The organism is Pandoraea soli (assembly GCF_902459595.1).
GTDB classification, from domain to species: Bacteria; Pseudomonadota; Gammaproteobacteria; order Burkholderiales; family Burkholderiaceae; genus Pandoraea; species Pandoraea cepalis.
The window spans coordinates 210,817-228,385 of the sequence record NZ_CABPSG010000003.1; the positions used below are offsets into that span (position 1 = coordinate 210,817).

At 66.0% G+C, this 17,569-nt stretch carries 15 protein-coding genes; 11 read left to right on the forward strand and 4 right to left on the reverse strand.

The window, feature by feature from the left end; all coding sequences use genetic code 11:
• Positions 1–8 precede the first annotated feature (8 nt).
• From PSO31014_RS07500 to pxpA, 4 genes are read left to right on the forward strand one after another with little or no spacing between them, the layout of a single operon-like run.
• Entirely contained in the window at positions 9–680 is a 672-nt protein-coding gene (locus PSO31014_RS07500) for a 5-formyltetrahydrofolate cyclo-ligase (protein ID WP_425494856.1), read from the forward strand.
• Entirely contained in the window at positions 677–1,330 is a 654-nt protein-coding gene (pxpB, locus tag PSO31014_RS07505) for a 5-oxoprolinase subunit PxpB (protein ID WP_150551029.1), read from the forward strand. The genes PSO31014_RS07500 and pxpB overlap by 4 nt, the downstream gene beginning before the upstream one ends.
• A complete protein-coding gene (locus tag PSO31014_RS07510; protein WP_150551030.1) occupies positions 1,327–2,337 on the forward strand; it encodes a 5-oxoprolinase subunit C family protein in 1,011 nt (336 codons plus the stop codon). The genes pxpB and PSO31014_RS07510 overlap by 4 nt, the downstream gene beginning before the upstream one ends.
• A 42-nt stretch (positions 2,338–2,379) precedes the next feature.
• A complete protein-coding gene (gene pxpA / locus PSO31014_RS07515) occupies positions 2,380–3,126 on the forward strand; it encodes a 5-oxoprolinase subunit PxpA (protein WP_150551031.1) in 747 nt (248 codons plus the stop codon).
• A 152-nt stretch (positions 3,127–3,278) separates the two neighbouring features.
• On the opposite strand, the gene PSO31014_RS07520 is transcribed toward pxpA, so the two are convergent.
• On the reverse strand, positions 3,279–4,805 hold the full coding sequence (locus tag PSO31014_RS07520; RefSeq protein WP_174976439.1) for a CoA-acylating methylmalonate-semialdehyde dehydrogenase: 1,527 nt from the start codon (positions 4,803–4,805) through the stop codon (positions 3,279–3,281).
• 122 nt (positions 4,806–4,927) lie between these two features.
• The gene (aptA, locus tag PSO31014_RS07525) at positions 4,928–6,256 is read right to left on the reverse strand and encodes an omega-aminotransferase AptA (protein WP_150551032.1); all 1,329 of its coding nucleotides are present in this window, start codon (positions 6,254–6,256) and stop codon (positions 4,928–4,930) included.
• A gap of 188 nt (positions 6,257–6,444) precedes the next feature.
• Between aptA and PSO31014_RS07530 the strand changes: the two genes are divergently transcribed.
• Positions 6,445–7,893: an aminotransferase-like domain-containing protein gene (locus tag PSO31014_RS07530; protein WP_150551033.1), complete on the forward strand. Its 1,449-nt coding sequence runs from the start codon at positions 6,445–6,447 to the stop codon at positions 7,891–7,893.
• Positions 7,894–7,915: 22 nt separating this feature from the next.
• Here the strand turns inward: PSO31014_RS07530 and PSO31014_RS07535 are convergent, their stop codons facing one another.
• Positions 7,916–8,902, reverse strand: a complete 987-nt coding sequence (locus tag PSO31014_RS07535) for a GlxA family transcriptional regulator (protein WP_150551034.1) — start codon at positions 8,900–8,902, stop codon at positions 7,916–7,918.
• Positions 8,903–8,923: 21 nt separating this feature from the next.
• Positions 8,924–10,129, reverse strand: coding sequence for an MFS transporter (locus PSO31014_RS07540; RefSeq protein WP_246176549.1), 1,206 nt, complete (start codon positions 10,127–10,129; stop codon positions 8,924–8,926).
• Positions 10,130–10,760: 631 nt separating this feature from the next.
• Here PSO31014_RS07540 and urtA point away from each other — a divergent pair.
• The 6 genes from urtA to PSO31014_RS07570 all read left to right on the forward strand — a co-directional run bounded on the left by urtA (position 10,761) and on the right by PSO31014_RS07570 (position 17,341).
• Positions 10,761–11,957, forward strand: coding sequence for an urea ABC transporter substrate-binding protein (urtA, locus tag PSO31014_RS07545; protein ID WP_425494861.1), 1,197 nt, complete (start codon positions 10,761–10,763; stop codon positions 11,955–11,957).
• Between the two features lie 62 nt (positions 11,958–12,019).
• On the forward strand, positions 12,020–13,642 hold the full coding sequence (urtB, locus tag PSO31014_RS07550; protein WP_150551037.1) for an urea ABC transporter permease subunit UrtB: 1,623 nt from the start codon (positions 12,020–12,022) through the stop codon (positions 13,640–13,642).
• Positions 13,643–14,845 (forward strand): urea ABC transporter permease subunit UrtC, encoded by a 1,203-nt coding sequence (urtC, locus tag PSO31014_RS07555; RefSeq protein ID WP_150551038.1) that lies wholly within the window; start codon positions 13,643–13,645, stop codon positions 14,843–14,845. It abuts the gene before it with no gap.
• A gap of 77 nt (positions 14,846–14,922) precedes the next feature.
• A complete protein-coding gene (urtD, locus tag PSO31014_RS07560) occupies positions 14,923–15,708 on the forward strand; it encodes an urea ABC transporter ATP-binding protein UrtD (RefSeq protein ID WP_232424620.1) in 786 nt (261 codons plus the stop codon).
• Positions 15,709–15,710: 2 nt separating this feature from the next.
• Complete coding sequence (urtE, locus tag PSO31014_RS07565) at positions 15,711–16,412, forward strand: urea ABC transporter ATP-binding subunit UrtE (RefSeq protein ID WP_150551039.1); 702 nt, start codon at positions 15,711–15,713, stop codon at positions 16,410–16,412.
• Positions 16,413–16,489: 77 nt separating this feature from the next.
• Positions 16,490–17,341, forward strand: a complete 852-nt coding sequence (locus PSO31014_RS07570) for an urease accessory protein UreD (RefSeq protein ID WP_150551040.1) — start codon at positions 16,490–16,492, stop codon at positions 17,339–17,341.
• Positions 17,342–17,569: the final 228 nt, after the last annotated feature.

The window sequence follows — 17,569 nt, forward strand, 5'->3', positions numbered from 1 at the left end:
GGTAAAAAGTGAATCCAAGCATAGCACGGGACCCCGCCCAACCGGCGGCCCAAACGTCCGGAAATGGGACCGAATCGGTCGCCGGAAAGGCACGTTTGCGCAAGGCCTTGCTCGACACGCGCACCACGCTCGCCGGACGCGCCGCACGCGACGCAGCACTCGCCGCCCGACTGGCCGACGAGCTGACGCGCCGCGCGCCGCGCTGTGTCGGCTTCTACTGGCCGATCCAGGGCGAATTCGACGCCCGCGACGTCATCTCGGCATGGCTCGCGCAGGCGTCGCCCAAGGGGTTGCGCCTGGCCGCGCTGCCGGTCGTGACCGCCCCGGCCGCTCCACTCGTCTTTCACCGCTGGACCCCCGATGCCCGCATGACGGAAGGCCGCTACCGCATTCCCGTCCCGCTCGAGGCCGACGTGCTCGTGCCCGACCTGCTGTTGATTCCCTGCGTGGGCTTTACCCGCGACGGCCTGCGACTCGGCTACGGCGGGGGTTTCTACGACCGCACGCTGCATTCGATGTCCCCGGCCCCGCAAACGCTCGGCATTGCTTACGACGCACTCGAAATCGACGGTCTCACGGCCGAAGCCCACGATCTGGCGCTCGACGTCATCGTGACCGAATCGACCACCTTCGCGCGCGCAGACGCCAATCCTCGCGAATCGGGGATCACCTCGCCATGACAACGCTCAAGATTCTGCCGCTCGGCGACAGTGCACTCGTGTGCGAAGCGGGCACCACCCCCACGCTCGCGACCCAACGCCGCGTCTGGCACGTGGCGGCCCTCGCGAAGGATTGGCCTCACGTGCGCGAAGTCGTGCCGGGCATGAACAACCTCACGCTGGTGTTCGACCCGTTGGCCATCGATATCGACATGCTGAGCGAGCGCCTGCGTGACACCTGGCAGACGCAGCCGGTCGCCGGGGAAGTCGGGCGCGATATCGAGATTCCCGTGCACTACGGTGGCAAGCACGGCCCCGACCTTGCCGACGTCGCCAAGCACGCGCGTCTGCAACCGAAGACGGTCGTGCTGCGCCATACCGCACCGGAATACATCGTCTACTTTCTGGGTTTCCAGCCGGGCTTCGCCTATCTGGGCGGGCTCGACGAGTCGATTGCCACGCCACGCCGGGCGGAGCCGCGCCTGTCGGTGCCGGCGGGGTCGGTCGGCATCGGCGGCAACCAGACCGGCGTCTATCCGCTCGCCTCCCCCGGCGGCTGGCAAATCATTGGCCACACGTCCAGCGCGCTGTTCGACCCCACCGCGACACCACCCGCCTTGCTGGCGCCGGGCGACCGTGTGCGCTTCACCATCGCGAGTCTCGACCTGTGATCGATATCCTGCGTGCCGGCCTGCTCACCACGGTCCAGGATCTGGGCCGCTCCCGTCTGCGTGAATTCGGCGTTGCCAGCGGCGGCGCCGTCGATCCCCTGGCCTGCGCCGTCGCCAACCGGCTTGCGGGCAACGACCCGAACGCCGCCACGCTGGAAATCACGATGGGGGCGTGCGTGCTGCGCTTTGCGAGCGCGACCCTCGTGGCGCTGGCCGGTGCCGATTGCCATGCCGATCTCGACGGCACCCCCGTGTGGTCGTGGTGGCGCTTCCCCGTCGCGCGCGGCCAGACATTGACGTTGCGCCCGGCACGCTTCGGCATGCGCACTTACCTGGCCGTGGCGGGCGGCGTCGATGTCCCCGAGACACTCGGCTCGCGCAGCACCGATCTGGCGGCCGGCTTCGGCGGCTTCGAGGGCCGTGCCCTGCGCGACGGCGATCGCATCGCCATCGGGCAACCCAGCGCCGCCGCGCGCAAGGCCGCGCCGTTGGGGGTACGTCCGCCGGTGTGGTTATCCGATCCGCTGGCGCATCGCGTGCGGGTGCTGCCCGGTCCGGAATACGACGACTTCACAGCCGCCTCGCACAAGGGCTTCTGGGAGAATCCCTGGCACGTCACGCCCAACAGCAACCGCATGGGCTACCGGCTGTCGGGCCGGGAGCCGCTCGCGCGCAAGAAGAATCGCAGCCACGATCTGCTCTCGCACGGTGTGGTGCCGGGGGTGATTCAGGTGCCGCCGTCGGGACAGCCGATCATTCTGATGGCCGACGCCCAGACCACCGGCGGCTACCCGAAGATCGGCGTCGTGATCAGCGCCGATCTGTGGCGGCTCGGACAGGCGCGGCTCGGTAGCACGTTGTATTTTTCGGAATGCAGCGCCGCCGAGGCGCGCGAAGCGCTGCACGAACAGTCGCGCTATCTGGCCCAGATCGAGCGCGCGCTCGCGTGGCACGATCGCGGCATTCTGACGACATCGCGGCGACCGGCCATCTCACGCAAAGCCTGACACCACGCCCGCGCATCGTCGTCCCCCGCAGGAGAATCCTGGATGAAAATCGATCTTAACGTCGACCTCGGAGAAGGTTGCAACTACGACGAAGCACTCCTCGCCGAGGTCAGCTCGGCCAATGTGGCGTGTGGCTGGCACGCGGGCGACGCCGGCACGATGCAGCAGGTGGTGCGCTGGGCGCTGGCGTGCGGCGTGGCGATCGGCGCGCACCCAAGCTTTCCCGATCGCGCGAATTTCGGTCGCACGGAACTGCAGCTCCCGCTCGACGACATTCGCGCGGGCATGCTGTACCAGATCGGCGCCCTCGCCGCGATAGTGCGCGCCCAAGGCGGCTGGCTCTCGCACGTCAAGCCGCACGGTGCGCTCTACAATCAGGCGGCGCGCGACCCGGCAATGGCCGAGACGATCGTCGAAGCCATTCGCGCGTTCGACACCGATCTGGCGATTTTCGGGCTGGCAGGCGGCGAGTTGGTAAAGGCGGCGCGGGCCGCCGGCATGCAGGCCGTCGATGAAGTCTTCGCCGACCGGGGCTATAACCCGGACGGCTCGCTGGTCAAACGCGGCACGCCCGGCGCGTTGATCGAGCGCGAGGAAGATGCGCTCGCCCAAACGTTGATGATGGTGCGCGAGCAATGCGTACGCGCCGTCGACGGCTCGCTCGTGCCGATCCGGGCGCAGACCGTCTGCCTGCACGGCGACGGCGAACACGCGCTCGAATTCGCGCGGCGCATTCGCGCCTTCTTGCTCGACGAGGGCATCGGCGTCGCGCCGATTCGCCAGAACTGACGTTCGCGGGCATCTCAAGTCAAAGACGCCGTCCGAGGGCAGTTCAATCCCCCGGACGGCGTTTTCATGTCGATGCCGGCAAGCACCGGCACCTTCGCGGCACAGCTTGTTTGCCGAATGCGCTGATTATGCTGATCGGCGCTTGATCGCGGTTATTGGCCGAGCGTCGGCATGACGAGCGACGACGCGGCGTTCGCCGGACGTCCCTCCGACCAGCGACGCGTGACCACCTTCGAGCGCGTGTAGAAGCGTACCGACTCGGGTCCGTAGATGTGCTGGTCGCCGAACAGCGAATTGCGCCATCCGCCGAACGAGAAGTACGACACCGGCACCGGAATCGGCACGTTCACGCCGACCATGCCGACTTCGATCTCGTCTTCGAAGCGGCGCGCGGCACCGCCCGACGTCGTGAACACCGCCGTGCCGTTGGCGTACGGATTACGGTTGATGAGCGCGATCGCCTCTTCCAGCGTCTTCACACGCACCACGGCCAGCACCGGCCCGAAAATCTCGTGGCGATAAATCGACATCTCCGGCGTCACGTTGTCGAACAGGCACGGGCCGATGAAGAAGCCGTCGTCGCGCTGCGCGACCTTGAGGCCACGGCCGTCCACCACGAGCTTCGCACCTTCGCCGACACCGGCGTCGACATAGCCGCGCACCTTGTCGCAATGCGCGCGGGTAATCAGCGGCCCCATCTGCGCGACGGGGTCGGCACCGTCGCCGACCGGCAGCGACGTCGCGGCTTGCGCCAGACGTGCCACCAACGCATCCGCCACGTCGCCGACGGCCACGGCCACCGAGATCGCCATGCAACGCTCCCCCGCCGAACCGTACGCGGCGCCGATCAGCGCATCGACGGTGAAATCGAGGTCGGCGTCCGGCATCACCACGCCATGGTTCTTCGCGCCGCCGAGCGCCTGCACGCGCTTGCCGTGCGCCGACGCCGTGCTGTAGATGTATTGCGCGATCGGCGTCGAGCCGACGAACGACACGGCGTTCACGTCCGGATGCGTGAGCAGCGCATCGACCGCCGCCTTGTCGCCGTTCACGACGTTGAGCACGCCGTCGGGCAGCCCGGCGTCCTTGGCCAGGCGCGCGAGCAACAGCGCCGCCGAGGGCACCTTCTCCGACGGCTTGAGCACGAAGGTGTTGCCGCAGGCCACGGCCATCGGGAACATCCACAACGGCACCATCGCGGGGAAGTTGAATGGCGTGATGCCTGCGCAGACGCCGACCGGCTGATGAATCGAATACGTGTCCACGCCCGTGCCCACCTGCGGCGCGATCTCGCCCTTGAGCAACTGCGGGATGCCCATGGCGAATTCGACCACTTCGATACCGCGCGTGACTTCGCCGCGGGCGTCGTCGAGCGTCTTGCCATGTTCCTGCGTGATCAGTTGCACGAGTGCTTCGCGATTCGTTTCAAGCAGCTCGCGGTACTTCATCATCACGCGGGCGCGCTTCATCGGCGGCGTGGCGCGCCAGCCGGGCAAGGCGGCACGTGCGGCGGCCACCGCACCGGCGACATCCGTCGCGCCGCCCAGGGCTACCTGGCGGATAACTTCGCCGGTGGCCGGGTTCGTCACTTCGCCGAAGCGGCGATCGGCTTCTCCAGACGCGACGCTTGCGCCGCCAATCCAATGCTCGATACGTTCGGTGCTCACTCGTTGATTCATGTCGATGTCCGTGAAAACGCTGTCGGTGGGCGAGCGTCTGCTCGAGGCGGGCGTTCGTCCTGACTGTCTGATGGATGGCGGGGCGTCGCGCGGCGGCCGCCCAGCCTTGCTGTGGATGTCGCTTACGCCGTCTCGCGAATGGCTTCCGCCACGATGCTGAACAACTCGTCGATCTGTGCTTCGCTGATGATGAGCGGCGGCGAGAACGCCAGGATGTCGCCCGTGTAACGCACCAGTGCTCCCTTCTCGAAGCACTTGACGAAGATTTCATGCGCGCGTGCGCCCGGCTTGCCGTCGCGGTTGGACAGCTCGATGCCGCCGACCATCCCGAGGTTCCGGATGTCGATGACGTTCGGCAGATCGCGCAGACCGTGAATGACCTTCTCGAAATGCGGCGCAAGCGTGGCTGCGCGTTCGAACAGGCCGTCACTCTTGTACAGATCGAGCGCGGCGCACGCCGCGGCGGCGGCCAGCGGATGACCCGAGTAGGTATAGCCGTGGAAGAACTCGATCGCGCCCGAGTTACCGGCGTCGACGATGGTGTCGTGCACGCCCGTCTTCACCGCGACGGCGCCCATCGGAACGGCGGCATTGTTCACGCCCTTGGCCATCGTCATGATGTCCGGCGTCACGCCGAAATACTGGGCGGCGAACGGCTTGCCCAGGCGGCCAAGTCCGGTGATGACTTCGTCGAAAATCAGCAGAATGCCGTGCTTGTCGCAGATCTCGCGCAGCTTTTGCAGATAGCCGTGCGGCGGCACCAGCACCCCAGTGGAACCGGCGAGCGGCTCGACGATCACGGCGGCGATGGTCGACGCGTCGTGCAGCGTCACCAAACGTTCGAGTTCGTCGGCCAGATGGGCGCCCCAGGCCGGCTGCCCCTTCGTGAAGGCCGCTTCCTTGATGTTGAGCGTGTGCGGCAGATGGTCGACCGCCGGCAGCAGTTGCCCCGAATAGGCTTTGCGGTTCGGCGAGATGCCGCCGACCGAAATCCCGCCGAAGCCCACACCGTGATAACCGCGCTCGCGACCGATGAGGCGCGTGCGCTGGCCTTCACCGCGCGCACGATGGTAGGCCAGGGCGATCTTCAGGGCGGTGTCGACCGACTCCGAGCCCGAGTTCGTGAAGAAAATGCGATCGAGCCCCTGCGGCGTGATCGCGGCGATCTTGCTGGCGGCCTCGAACGCCTTCGGGTGGCCCATCTGGAACGTCGGCGCGAAGTCCATCTCGCCGGCCTGCTGACGGATCGCCTCGACGATCTCGGTGCGACAGTGGCCGGCGTTCACACACCACAGACCGGCGGTGCCATCGAGAATCTTGCGATTGTCCGACGACGTGTAATACATGCCCTCGGCCTTCACCAACAGGCGCGGCGAGCTTTTGAACTGACGGTTGTTGGTGAACGGCATCCAGAACGCCGTCATGTCGAGATTCAGGTCTTTCATGTTCATCGCGGGGTCTCCCCAGAGCTTGGCTCGATCAGAATGTCCCGCGCTCGGCACGACGGCGCGCCACGGGTGGATGGGATCGATCCTACGAGAGACGAACCGATACAGACATGTACAGTCACTCGTATAATGTATATTCTGTATTGGTCAATCGCCTCAACTGTATTGGCAACAGCCGATGCCCCGATACCATGGTCCAACCGCTTGCCTTTTCCCTGAACCGCGCCCAACCGGAAGCGCTCGTCGATCAGATCGTGCGGGAGGTCGAGCGAGCGTTACAGCGTCAGACGTTGCACGGCGGCATGCGCATGCCGTCGATCCGTTCGCTGGCCAAGGCGCACGGCATCAGCACGTTCACGGTGGTCGAGGCGTATGATCGGCTCGTCGCGCGCGGCACGCTCGTGGCCCGGCGCGGCGCGGGCTTCTTTGTCGCGGGGGCGGCCGACGCGCGAGACGCGGGGCTGACCAGCCCCGGCGGGGCGCTGGCGGTTAGCACCACGGCCAGCGAAGTCACCAATGCGTGGCTGCTTTCCGAGATCTTCGCGGACGACGCGATCGCGGTGAAGAGCGGCTGCGGATGGTTGCCTGACAGCTGGCTCGACGAAGACGGGCTGCATGGCGCGCTGCGTTCGCTCTCGAAGGGGCCGGGCGCGCATTTCGCGCACTACGGACATCCGCGGGGGTATGGGCCGTTGCGTCAGTGGCTGGCGCGGCGCCTCGGCGAGTTGTCCATCGACGCGCCGCCCGAGCACATCGTGCTCACGCATGGCGCGACGCAGGCGCTCGATCTGGTGGTGCGCACGCTGCTCAAGCCGGGCGATACGGTCTTGGTCGAGGCACCGGCGTACTGCAATCTGCTGGCGGTGTTGCGTCTCGCGGACCTCAACGTCGTGGGCATTCCGCGCACGGAGGCCGGTCTTGATCTCGCGGCGCTGGAGCAGGCGGCGCAGACGCATCGTCCGCGGGCGCTGTTCGTGAATCCGGCGTTGCAGAATCCGTTGGGTACCTCGCTCACACCGGCGGCGGCGCATCGCATCTTGCAGTGTGCCGAGCAGCATGGTTTCTGGATCGTCGAAGATGACATCTATCGCGAGTTGGCGCCGGCGGGCACACCGTCATTGGCGGCGATGGATGGTCTGTCGCGCGTGATCTACGTGTCGAGCTTTTCGAAGACAATTTCGCCGTCGGTGCGCGTGGGCTATCTGGCGTGTTCGCGCGATCTGGCGCATGAGATTGCGCGCAGCAAGATGGTGGCGGGCCTCACGTCTTCGGAAATCAATGAGCGCATCGTCCATGCGATTCTCACCGAGGGACGTCACCGAAAGCACATCGAACGACTGTCGGATCGGCTGACGCGTTCGCGCGCGCGTCTCATCACGCAATTGCAGTCGCACGGGGTGACGCTGCTGGCGCAGCCGGAAGGCGGGATGTTCGTGTGCGGCAGCTTGCCGGAGACGGCACGACCGGCGCGCGAACTGGCCGAAGCGGCGCTGTCTGAGAGCATCATGTTGGCACCGGGCGAGTTCTTTCTGGCTCACAACGAGCCCTGCCACTGGTTCCGCTTCAACGTTGCCTATTCGGACGACGCACGCCTGTTCCGCTTTCTCGATCGGGCAGCGACGGGGAAGTTGGCGGCTTGACGTGATTGCACATTCGCAATGCCTACGCCACGCCCATCATCCCAAACCGCTCCCGATACGCCACCGGCGTCACGCCGTACTGGCGTTGAAAGGCGCGGCGCAGGTTTTGTTCGTCGCCGAAGCCCACGCGTGCGGCGATGCGCTTGAGCGGCGCATCCGAGTCGAGCAACGCAAACCGGGCCGCTTCCAGACGCATGCGCTCGACCGCCTTGGCCGGCGTCGACCCCGTCCGCGCGAGATAACTCCGCGCAAACGTGCGCGCGCTCATGTTCGCCTGCTCGGCCAGCCGCACCACCGACAGATCGCCATCGAGCCGTTCGGACATCCACGCATGCAAATCCCCGAACGGCGCCCCCGCCGCGACCTGCGCCTGCAACGGCGGGCTGAACTGCGATTGCCCCCCAGCGCGCTTGAGGAACACCACCAACCGCCGCGCCGCCTGCAAAGCGATATCCGCACCCAAATCGTCCTCGACCAACGCCAACCCCAGGTCGATCCCCGCCGTAATGCCCGCCGACGTCCAGACCGGATCCTCACGCACATAAATTGGATCAGACTCGACCCGCGCCTTCGGAAAGCACGCCTGCAACATCGCCGTGTCGAGCCAGTGCGTCGTCGCGCGACGCCCATCCAACAACCCCGCCGCCCCAAGAATGAACGCCCCCACGCACACCGAACATACACGCCTCACGCGTGGGGCATAGTCGCGCAACCACTCGCCCACCTCACCCGGCACCGCCGGACGATGCGCCACCGCTCCGCCCACCGCAATCAACGTGTCGACGGGCATCGCTTCGAGTGCGCGCATCGGTTCGGTGTGCAACGTGATGCCGGAGCCCGTCTCCACCGGGCCACCGTGCTCGGACACCACCACGGTGCGATACGGCGTCGCCTGTCCCGACGCCGCGAAGTTGCGGATGACGGCGTGAAACGCATCGAGCGGTCCGGCCAGATCCAGCAGCACGAACGGCGGCACGATGAGAAAGGCAACGAGACGAGGTGGGCTCATGGTCACGAGAACATTGGTGGGTCAGGCGGTCGCCGGCACCGCACGGCGCTTCGCATCGAGCGCGTACCACACGGTCGCCAGCGCAGCGAGCGCGAGCAGCGGGAAGGTCGCCTGGTTGATGGTGGCCCAGCCGAAGCGAGCGAGCAACTGCCCCGCGAACAGACTCGCGAGCGCCGTCCCGGCGAAGGTGATGAATTCGTTGGCGGCCTGCGCGCGCGCACGCTCCGCCGGTCGGTACGACATCGTGAGCAACGTCGTGCCGCCCACGAACATGAAGTTCCATCCCACGCCGAGCAACGCCAACGCCGCATAGAAGTACGGCAGGCTCGTCGACGCGAGCGCCACGACACCGCACAGGGCGCTCATCGCAATGCCCGCCAGCAACACCGGCACCACGCCCCAGCGCTTGACGAGATGCCCCGAGAAGAACGACGGCGCATACATCCCCACCAAGTGCCACTCGATGATGTGCGCGCCGTCGTCGATGCTGTGCCCACACGTCACCGCCGCGATGGGCGTCGCCGTCATGACGAACATCATCACCATGAAGCCGATCAGGTTGTTCGCCAGCGCCGCCACATAAATCGGCTGACGCATGATCTCGCCGAGCGGTCGGGCCGGTAACGCACCCGCGTCTCCGGTGGCACTGGCGGCCGCATGCACCGGCAAATCGCGCAGCAATCCGACGAGCAACGCCAACGATATCGCCGAGAGAATCGCCACGACGAGATACGATCCCGCGAACGTCACCGGCGCGAGCCAGTTTTTACTGCCTGCCGCGAGCGCCGGTCCGATCACCGCCGCCAGCACGCCGCCGGTGAGCACGATGGAAATCGCGCGGGGCTTGTCGTCGAGCGGCACGACGTCGGCCGCTGCCAGCCGGTAATAGCGCGCGAACGCCTGAAACACCCCCACACACGCCGTACCCGCGCAGAACATCGCGAAGTGACGCTCATAGATCGCCATGACCGACACCAGCCCGCCGACCGTGCCGAACAATGCGCCCAGCGCGAAGCCGAGGCGCTGACCGATACGCTGGATCAACATCGACGCAAAGATCGTGGTGATGGCGGACGCCACGGTAATCAGCGAGAACGGCAGCGTCGCATAACCTTTGTCGGACGCCAGCATGTAGCCGACGAGCCCCGTCAACGTCAGGTCGACGGACATCGCCGCCGTGAATAGCGCCTGGCACGCGGCCAGCACCGCGGCATAGCGGCGGCCCATCGAACGATCGGGGCGACCGGAACGCTTCGGGCGCCCGCTGGGTTCGGAATCCGTGGGGCGCGCGGCGCGCCCGGCAATGGCATCGGTCATGAGCGTGTTGTCGAACAAGTCGGAGAGTCGTCGGGAGCCCTCATCTTGCCGTCGACCGGTTTGGCACGAATGCCAATCATGCATCAAAAAATGCCATCTCGTCGTCGGGCGTGTCGAGCGTTTCGGGCGCCACTCAGACATGGCGGCCGGCGAACTTCCTGACGCTCAGGTCACCGGATCGCGCCAACTCGGTGCGCACCAACTCAGCGCGCGGCCGCACCACACTGCTTCGTTCGGAGGACGACACGCCGATAAACCGCCGCGGAGAGTCCCCTGCGTGCGACGTGATCGACCCTATCGATTCGACGCGACAACGCCGCCCTCACGGGCCTGTGCGTGCTTTGCAACATCCGACACTTCCCCTTGCGCGAACGTGCACCGTTACCTCGCATGCCCAATCCCGCCCATCGCTGGCACGGCCTTTGCGTAAGTCCTCCGGTACCGGATCGACCGGTCTAACCAGGAAAGGGGAAGACGCACCATGAAACGACGCACGCTACTCCAGATGGCGGCCCTCTCGGGCGCCGCATCGCTGACCGGCATGGCGCCCAACTTGTTCGCGCAGAGCAAGTCGCCCATCAAGGTTGGCATCTTGCACTCGCTCTCGGGCACGATGGCCATCTCGGAGACGTCGCTCAAGGATGTCGCGCTCATGACGATTGCCGACATCAACGCCAAGGGTGGCGTCATGGGCCGCCCGCTCGAAGCCGTGGTGGTCGACCCGGCGTCGAACTGGCCGCTCTTCGCGGAAAAGGCGCGTCAACTGCTCACCAAGGACAAAGTCGCCGCCGTGTTCGGCTGCTGGACGTCGGTGTCGCGCAAGTCGGTGTTGCCCGTCTTCGAAGAACTCAACGGCCTGCTCTATTACCCGGTGCAGTACGAAGGCGAGGAGATGTCGAAGAACGTCTTCTACACGGGCGCGGCGCCGAATCAGCAGGCGATCCCGGCCGTGGAATACGTGATGAGCAAGGAAGGCGGCGGCGCCAAGCGCTTCTTCCTGCTCGGCACCGACTACGTCTACCCGCGCACGACCAACAAGATCCTGCGCGCCTTCCTGCACTCGAAGGGCGTGGCCGACAAGGACATCCAGGAGGTCTACACGCCGTTCGGCCACAGCGATTACCAGACCATCGTCGCCAACATCAAACAGTTCGCCCAGGGCGGCAAGACCACGGTCATCTCGACCATCAACGGCGATTCGAACGTGCCGTTCTACAAGGAACTCGGCAACCAGGGTCTGAAAGCCACCGACGTGCCTGTCGTGGCGTTCTCCGTCGGTGAAGAGGAACTGCGCGGCATCGACACAAAGCCGCTCGTGGGACACCTCGCGGCATGGAACTACTTCATGTCGGTGAAGAACCCGACCAACGACGCCTTCAAGAAGGAGTGGTTCGCCTACGTCAAGGCCAAGGGCCTGCCCGGCGGCGACAAGCGCGTCACGAACGATCCGATGGAAGCCACGTTCGTCGGCATGCATATGTGGAAGCAAGCGGTCGAAAAAGCGGGCAGCGTCGACGTCGACAAGGTACGCACCGCAATGATCGGCCAGTCCTTCAAGTCGCCGGACGGCTTCGACATGGTCATGGACGGCAATCACCACCTGCACAAGCCGGTGATGATTGGCGAGATCCGCTCGGACGGTCAGTTCAACGTCGTGTGGAAGACCAAGACCACGGTGCGTGCGCAGCCGTGGAGCCCGTACATCGCGGGTAACGAAGGCAAGCCCGACAAGGTCTGACCCTCCTTCCATTCCCTGCGCCGGCGCCGGATCGATGGCCGCCGGCGCGCGCAGAGGTTTTGATGATAACGATAAGACGCTGGACCGCTGCCGCCCTTGTCCTGCTCTCGCTGGGCGCCGCGCTGACCACTCCCTCCCTGGCCCATGCCGCCGTCTCGAGCGCCGACCTCACGGCGCTGGCCGGCGACGACTTCGACGCCAAGTCGCAGGCCATCGATCATCTTGCGTCCGACGACTCGCCGCAGGCCACCGCGCTCCTCAAGGCGCTGGCCGACGACACGGTCGTGACCGTGGGCGATCGCCTCGCCATCCAGGACGGCGAGAAGACCCTCGATCCGATCACGGGCGCCCCGATCAAGGGCGACAATGCGGGATCGATCACGCTCAACAACGTACTGCGCGCCAAGGTCGCTACGGCCGCCGCCGCCGGCGCCTTGCGCTCGCCCGATCACGACGCCCGGGCGCAAGCCATCGACACAATGCTGCAAAACCCGTCGCCCGCGTTCAAAACGCTCATCGAACAGGCGCGCCAGAAGGAGACCGATCCGACGCTGCGCAAACGGCTCGACCAGCTCTGGGCGCAAACGGCATTGCATGACACCGACGCGAAGAAGCGTCGTGAAGCCATCGATCTGATCGCCGCGGCGGGTGACCCCCAGATGCGCGATCTGCTGCTGCCCATCGTCGCGAAGCAAGCGGACGGCACCTATGCCGAACCCGACGCCAACGTGCGCAGCGCCGCCGACATCGCCCTGACGAAGCTGGCCGCGGCGCAGCGCCGCAGCGAGTTCTTCGGCACGCTCTTCGCCGGCCTGTCGCTCGGCAGTGTGCTGCTGCTCGCCGCGCTCGGCCTGGCCATCACCTATGGCCTGATCGGCGTCATCAACATGGCGCACGGCGAATTCCTGATGGTCGGTGCGTATGCCACGTATGTGGTGCAGACACTCTTTCAGCGCTTCCTGCCGGGGGCGTTCGACGCCTATCTGGTCGCCGCCGTGCCCGCCGCCTTTCTTGTGGCGGCCTTCCTCGGCTTCGTGCTGGAGCGCACCGTCATCAAGCATTTGTACGGCCGCCCGCTCGAAACGCTGCTCACGACGTTCGGTATCAGCCTGCTCATGATCCAGGGCGTGCGCACGCTGTTCGGCGCGCAGAACGTGGAAGTGATCAATCCCTCGTGGATGAGCGGCGGCGTCGCCGTACTGCCCAACCTGATGCTGCCGTATAACCGCATTGCGATCCTGATATTCGCGCTGGTCGTCGTGGCGCTCACGTGGTCGGTGCTCAACCTCACGCGCCTGGGGTTGTTCATTCGCGCCGTCACGCAGAACCGGTCGATGGCCGCCTGCGTCGGCGTGAAGACGGGACGCGTCGACAGCTATGCCTTCGCGTTTGGCGCGGGCATTGCCGGACTGGGCGGATGCGCGCTCTCGCAGATCGGCAACGTCGGCCCGGACCTCGGGCAGAGCTACATCATCGACTCGTTCATGGCCGTGGTGCTGGGCGGCGTGGGACAACTGGCCGGGACCATCGTCGGTGCGTTCGGCCTGGGCATCGCCAACAAGCTGCTCGAACCGGTGTGGGGCGCCGTGCTCGCCAAGATCGCCGTGCTGATCCTGATCGTGCTGTTCATCCAGAAACGCCCGCAGGGCATGTTTGCGCTCAAAGGGCGCAGCGCGGAGGCCTGAATGCAGACGTCGAACTTCCTGCCCGAAGGGATTACCCCTTCGATCTCGCTGGACGTGCCGCCGCGCGCCCGGCTCCTGCCGAAGCATGTCGCGCCCTTGCTGTTCGCGTTCGTGCTGGCGGTGACGATTCTCGTGCCGGTGTGTGCGCTGGTGCTGCCGGCCACGCACCCGTTGCATCTGTCGGCCTACGCGATGACGCTCGTGGGCAAGATCATGTGCTACGCGATTGCGGCGCTCGCGCTCGATCTGGTGTGGGGCTATTGCGGCATCCTGAGCCTGGGCCACGGCCTGTTCTTCGCGCTCGGCGGGTATGCCATGGGGATGTACCTGATGCGCGGCATCGGGCGCGACGGCGTGTATCACAGCAACTTGCCCGACTTCATGGTGTTTCTCGACTGGAAGTCGCTGCCCTGGTACTGGACCGGCACCGAGCATTTCGCCTGGGCGATGTTTCTCGTCGTGGCACTGCCCGGCGTGGTCGCGTGGCTCTTCGGATATCTGGCCTTCCGCTCACGCGTGAAGGGGGTGTACCTGTCGATCATCACGCAGGCGCTCACGTTCGCCGCCATGCTGCTTTTCTATCGCAACGAAACCGGCTTCGGCGGCAACAACGGCTTCACCGACTTCAAGCGCATTCTCGGCTACTCGATCACGTCGGCAAGCACGCGCACCGTGTTGTTCCTCGTGACGTTCGTCGTACTGATCGGTGCCTTCGTGCTGTGCCGCGCGCTGGTCGTCTCGAAGTTCGGCCGTGTGGTCACGGCCATTCGCGACGGCGAATCGCGCGCCATGTTCCTCGGCTACCGGCCGCTGAGCTACAAGCTGTTCGTGTGGACGTTGTCCGCCATGCTGTGCGGCATTGCGGGCGCGCTTTACGTGCCGCAGGTCGGCATCATCAACCCGAGCGAGATGGCGCCGGTCAACTCCATCGAGATGGCCATCTGGGTCGCCATCGGCGGACGCGGCTCGCTCGTGGGCGCGATTGCCGGTGCGTTCCTCGTCAACGGTGCGAAGAGCTTCTTCACGGCGTACTTCGCCGAGTACTGGCTGTTCTTCCTCGGCGCGATGTTCGTGCTCGTGCCGCTGCTGCTGCCGCAAGGCGTGATCGGCCTCGTCGCACAACTGTCCCGCAAGCGCACGCTGCACGCGCAGGCCGCCGCCGAAGGCGATGCGCCGCACCCCGCCACAGGAGACCGCGCATGAGACCCGACATCGACATCAGTTGGCAGATCGCCGACGCACCCGATGCATCCGTCACCGTCAGCGGCGACCCCACCGGGATGTCGCATCTCGTGGTGCCGGGAGAGATCGACACGTCGCACGGTCTTATCCTCTACCTCGAGAACATCTCCGTATCGTTCGACGGCTTTCGCGCCCTCAACGACCTGTCGCTGGCGATCAAGACCGACGAGTTGCGCTGCATCATTGGCCCGAACGGCGCGGGCAAGACAACGATGATGGACGTCGTGACGGGCAAGACCCGCCCCGATGCCGGCCGCGCCTTCCTCGGCCAGACGCTCGACCTCACCCGGCTGGACGAGCCTGCCATCGCGCAGGCGGGCGTGGGCCGCAAGTTCCAGAAGCCGACGGTGTTCGAACATCACAGCGTGTGGGAGAACCTCGAACTCGCGTGTGCGGGCGACAAACGCTGGTTCCGCGCACTGTGGGACATGCTCACGCCGACCATGCGACGCCGCATCGAGGAAGTGCTCACCCTCACGCACCTGGAGCATCAGGCACATGTGCGGGCGGGACAGTTGTCGCACGGCCAGAAGCAACGCCTGGAGATTGGCATGTTGCTCATGCAGCAACCGCAACTCCTGCTGCTCGACGAACCCGCCGCCGGCATGACCGACGAAGAGACCGCGCAGCTCGCCGAGTTGCTCAACCGGCTGCGCGGGCATTGTTCGATGATGGTGGTCGAGCACGACATGGCGTTCGTCGCCGCGCTCGCCGGCGAGACGGGACTCGTGACCGTGATGGCCGAAGGGCGGGTGCTGGCGGAAGGCACGCTCGATGTCGTGCAACGCGACGAGCGCGTGATCGAATCGTATCTGGGACGCTGACCATGTTGGAAATTCACGCACTCAATCAGTACTACAGCGGCAGCCACATTCTGCGCAACGTGGAGTTCACCGTGCCCGACGGTCAGCTCACCGTGATGCTCGGGCGCAATGGCGTGGGCAAGACCACACTGCTCAAGTGCCTCATGGGCGTGGTGCCGGTGAAGTCGGGCAGCATCGCGTGGCGCGGCACTGCCCTGACGTCAGCTCCCCCGTATTCGCGCGTGGCACATGGACTGGCGTATGTGCCGCAAGGACGCGAGATCTTCCCGCGTCTCACCGTCGAAGAGAATCTGTTGATCGGTGCGGCGAGCCGTCCCGCGCGCGAGGCCAAGCGCGGCGTGCCCGAGCACATCTACGAACTGTTCCCCGTGTTGCGCGATATGAAGCAGCGGCGCGGCGGCGACCTGTCCGGCGGGCAACAACAGCAACTCGCCATCGGACGCGCGCTCATGAGCGACCCGCAACTGCTGATCCTCGACGAGCCGACCGAAGGCATTCAACCGTCGATCATCAAGGACATCGGGACCACATTGCGGCGTCTGGTCGACGAACGCGGCATGACGGTGTTGCTGGTCGAGCAGTATTACGACTTTGCCCTCCAACTCGCGGATCACTATCGCGTGATGAGTCGGGGCGCCATCGTGGCGAGCGGCCTCGGCAAGGACATGGAAGCCGACGGCGTACGGCATCAGGTGGCCGTGTGAGACACAGGCGGCAGGTTTCGATGTCGCGCGCTGGCGGCGCGTGCTAGATTCGCGCCATCCATTGCCGAACGACTTTCATGAATTCCCTGCACACGCCCAGCGCCGGCTGGCACGCCGCGCTGACGCTCGGCTTCGCCCGTCACGAAGCACGCACCGTTCTCGCCACGCGACGCCACCACGGCCCGCTCGTCGTCCAGAAGTCGCTTCATCCGGAAGGCCCCGGCATTTGCCATGCCGTGGTCGTGCATCCGCCCGGCGGGATTGCGGGCGGCGACACGCTGTCCATCGACGTCGATGTCGGTGACAACGCGCACGCGGTATTGACCACACCCGGGGCGACCAAATGGTACAAGTCGCAAGGCCGATTCGGGACGCAGGACATCAGCCTCACCGTGCGCGACGGCGCGAAGCTCGACTGGCTGCCGCTCGAGAACATCGTGTTCGAGCATGCGGATGCGCGCCAATGCATCACCGTGAAGCTTGGCGAGAACGCGTCCGTCATCGGCTGGGACGCCACGCTGCTCGGCCGTCAGGCGGCGGGTGAGCAGTGGACGCATGGTCAATGGCGCGCGCGCTTCGAACTGCGCGATGCGACGGATCGTCTGCTGTGGGCGGAACAGGCCGTGCTCGACGCCGACGATGCGCAACGCACCGGCACCACTGCGCTCGCGGGCTTCCCCGTCTTCGCCACGCTGTGGGCTGTCGGTGCCGCGTGTACGCGCGAGCTGGCCGAGTCGCTGGCGGCGGACCTGCCGTTCGACGACACGCTGCGCGCGGGAATCACGTGCCTGCCGGGCAACGTGCTCGTGCTGCGCGTGCTTGGTCACGACATGGAGACGGTACGGCGGTTGCTGGTCTCGCATTGGCTGAAGCTGCGGCCGCTCGTTCACGGCGTGCCCGCCGAGCCGCTGCGTCTCTGGGCGACGTGAGTCGGCCCCCGTCCCCTCACACCCACCACACGCACCACAACGGTGACGCGCGCGATGCCGCGTCATCCTCTCCGGCCCGATTTCGCACCAATACTGGGCTTCCCTCCTCCGCTTGCGCCGTTTCCCGTTGTCGTCGCCGTTGCCGTCGCCACGGCCCGTTGCGCGTGCGCGCGTCCCATCCCGTCAGTCTCATGCCCCGAAGCATTGCCGGGCACGATTCCTGCTAGA

What these genes read in the sequence shown, in the direction of transcription:
- pxpB (WP_150551029.1), top strand. Translation starts at nt 677, where the DNA reads ATGACAACGCTCAAGATTCTGCCGCTCGGCGACAGTGCACTCGTGTGC.
- pxpA (WP_150551031.1), top strand. Translation starts at nt 2,380, where the DNA reads ATGAAAATCGATCTTAACGTCGACCTCGGAGAAGGTTGCAACTACGAC.
- PSO31014_RS07520 (WP_174976439.1), bottom strand. Translation starts at nt 4,805, where the DNA reads ATGAATCAACGAGTGAGCACCGAACGTATCGAGCATTGGATTGGCGGC.
- aptA (WP_150551032.1), bottom strand. Translation starts at nt 6,256, where the DNA reads ATGAACATGAAAGACCTGAATCTCGACATGACGGCGTTCTGGATGCCG.
- PSO31014_RS07530 (WP_150551033.1), top strand. Translation starts at nt 6,445, where the DNA reads ATGGTCCAACCGCTTGCCTTTTCCCTGAACCGCGCCCAACCGGAAGCG.
- PSO31014_RS07535 (WP_150551034.1), bottom strand. Translation starts at nt 8,902, where the DNA reads ATGAGCCCACCTCGTCTCGTTGCCTTTCTCATCGTGCCGCCGTTCGTG.
- PSO31014_RS07540 (WP_246176549.1), bottom strand. Translation starts at nt 10,129, where the DNA reads ATGGGCCGCCGCTATGCCGCGGTGCTGGCCGCGTGCCAGGCGCTATTC.
- urtA (WP_425494861.1), top strand. Translation starts at nt 10,761, where the DNA reads ATGGCGCCCAACTTGTTCGCGCAGAGCAAGTCGCCCATCAAGGTTGGC.
- urtB (WP_150551037.1), top strand. Translation starts at nt 12,020, where the DNA reads ATGATAACGATAAGACGCTGGACCGCTGCCGCCCTTGTCCTGCTCTCG.
- urtC (WP_150551038.1), top strand. Translation starts at nt 13,643, where the DNA reads ATGCAGACGTCGAACTTCCTGCCCGAAGGGATTACCCCTTCGATCTCG.
- urtD (WP_232424620.1), top strand. Translation starts at nt 14,923, where the DNA reads ATGTCGCATCTCGTGGTGCCGGGAGAGATCGACACGTCGCACGGTCTT.
- urtE (WP_150551039.1), top strand. Translation starts at nt 15,711, where the DNA reads ATGTTGGAAATTCACGCACTCAATCAGTACTACAGCGGCAGCCACATT.
- PSO31014_RS07570 (WP_150551040.1), top strand. Translation starts at nt 16,490, where the DNA reads ATGAATTCCCTGCACACGCCCAGCGCCGGCTGGCACGCCGCGCTGACG.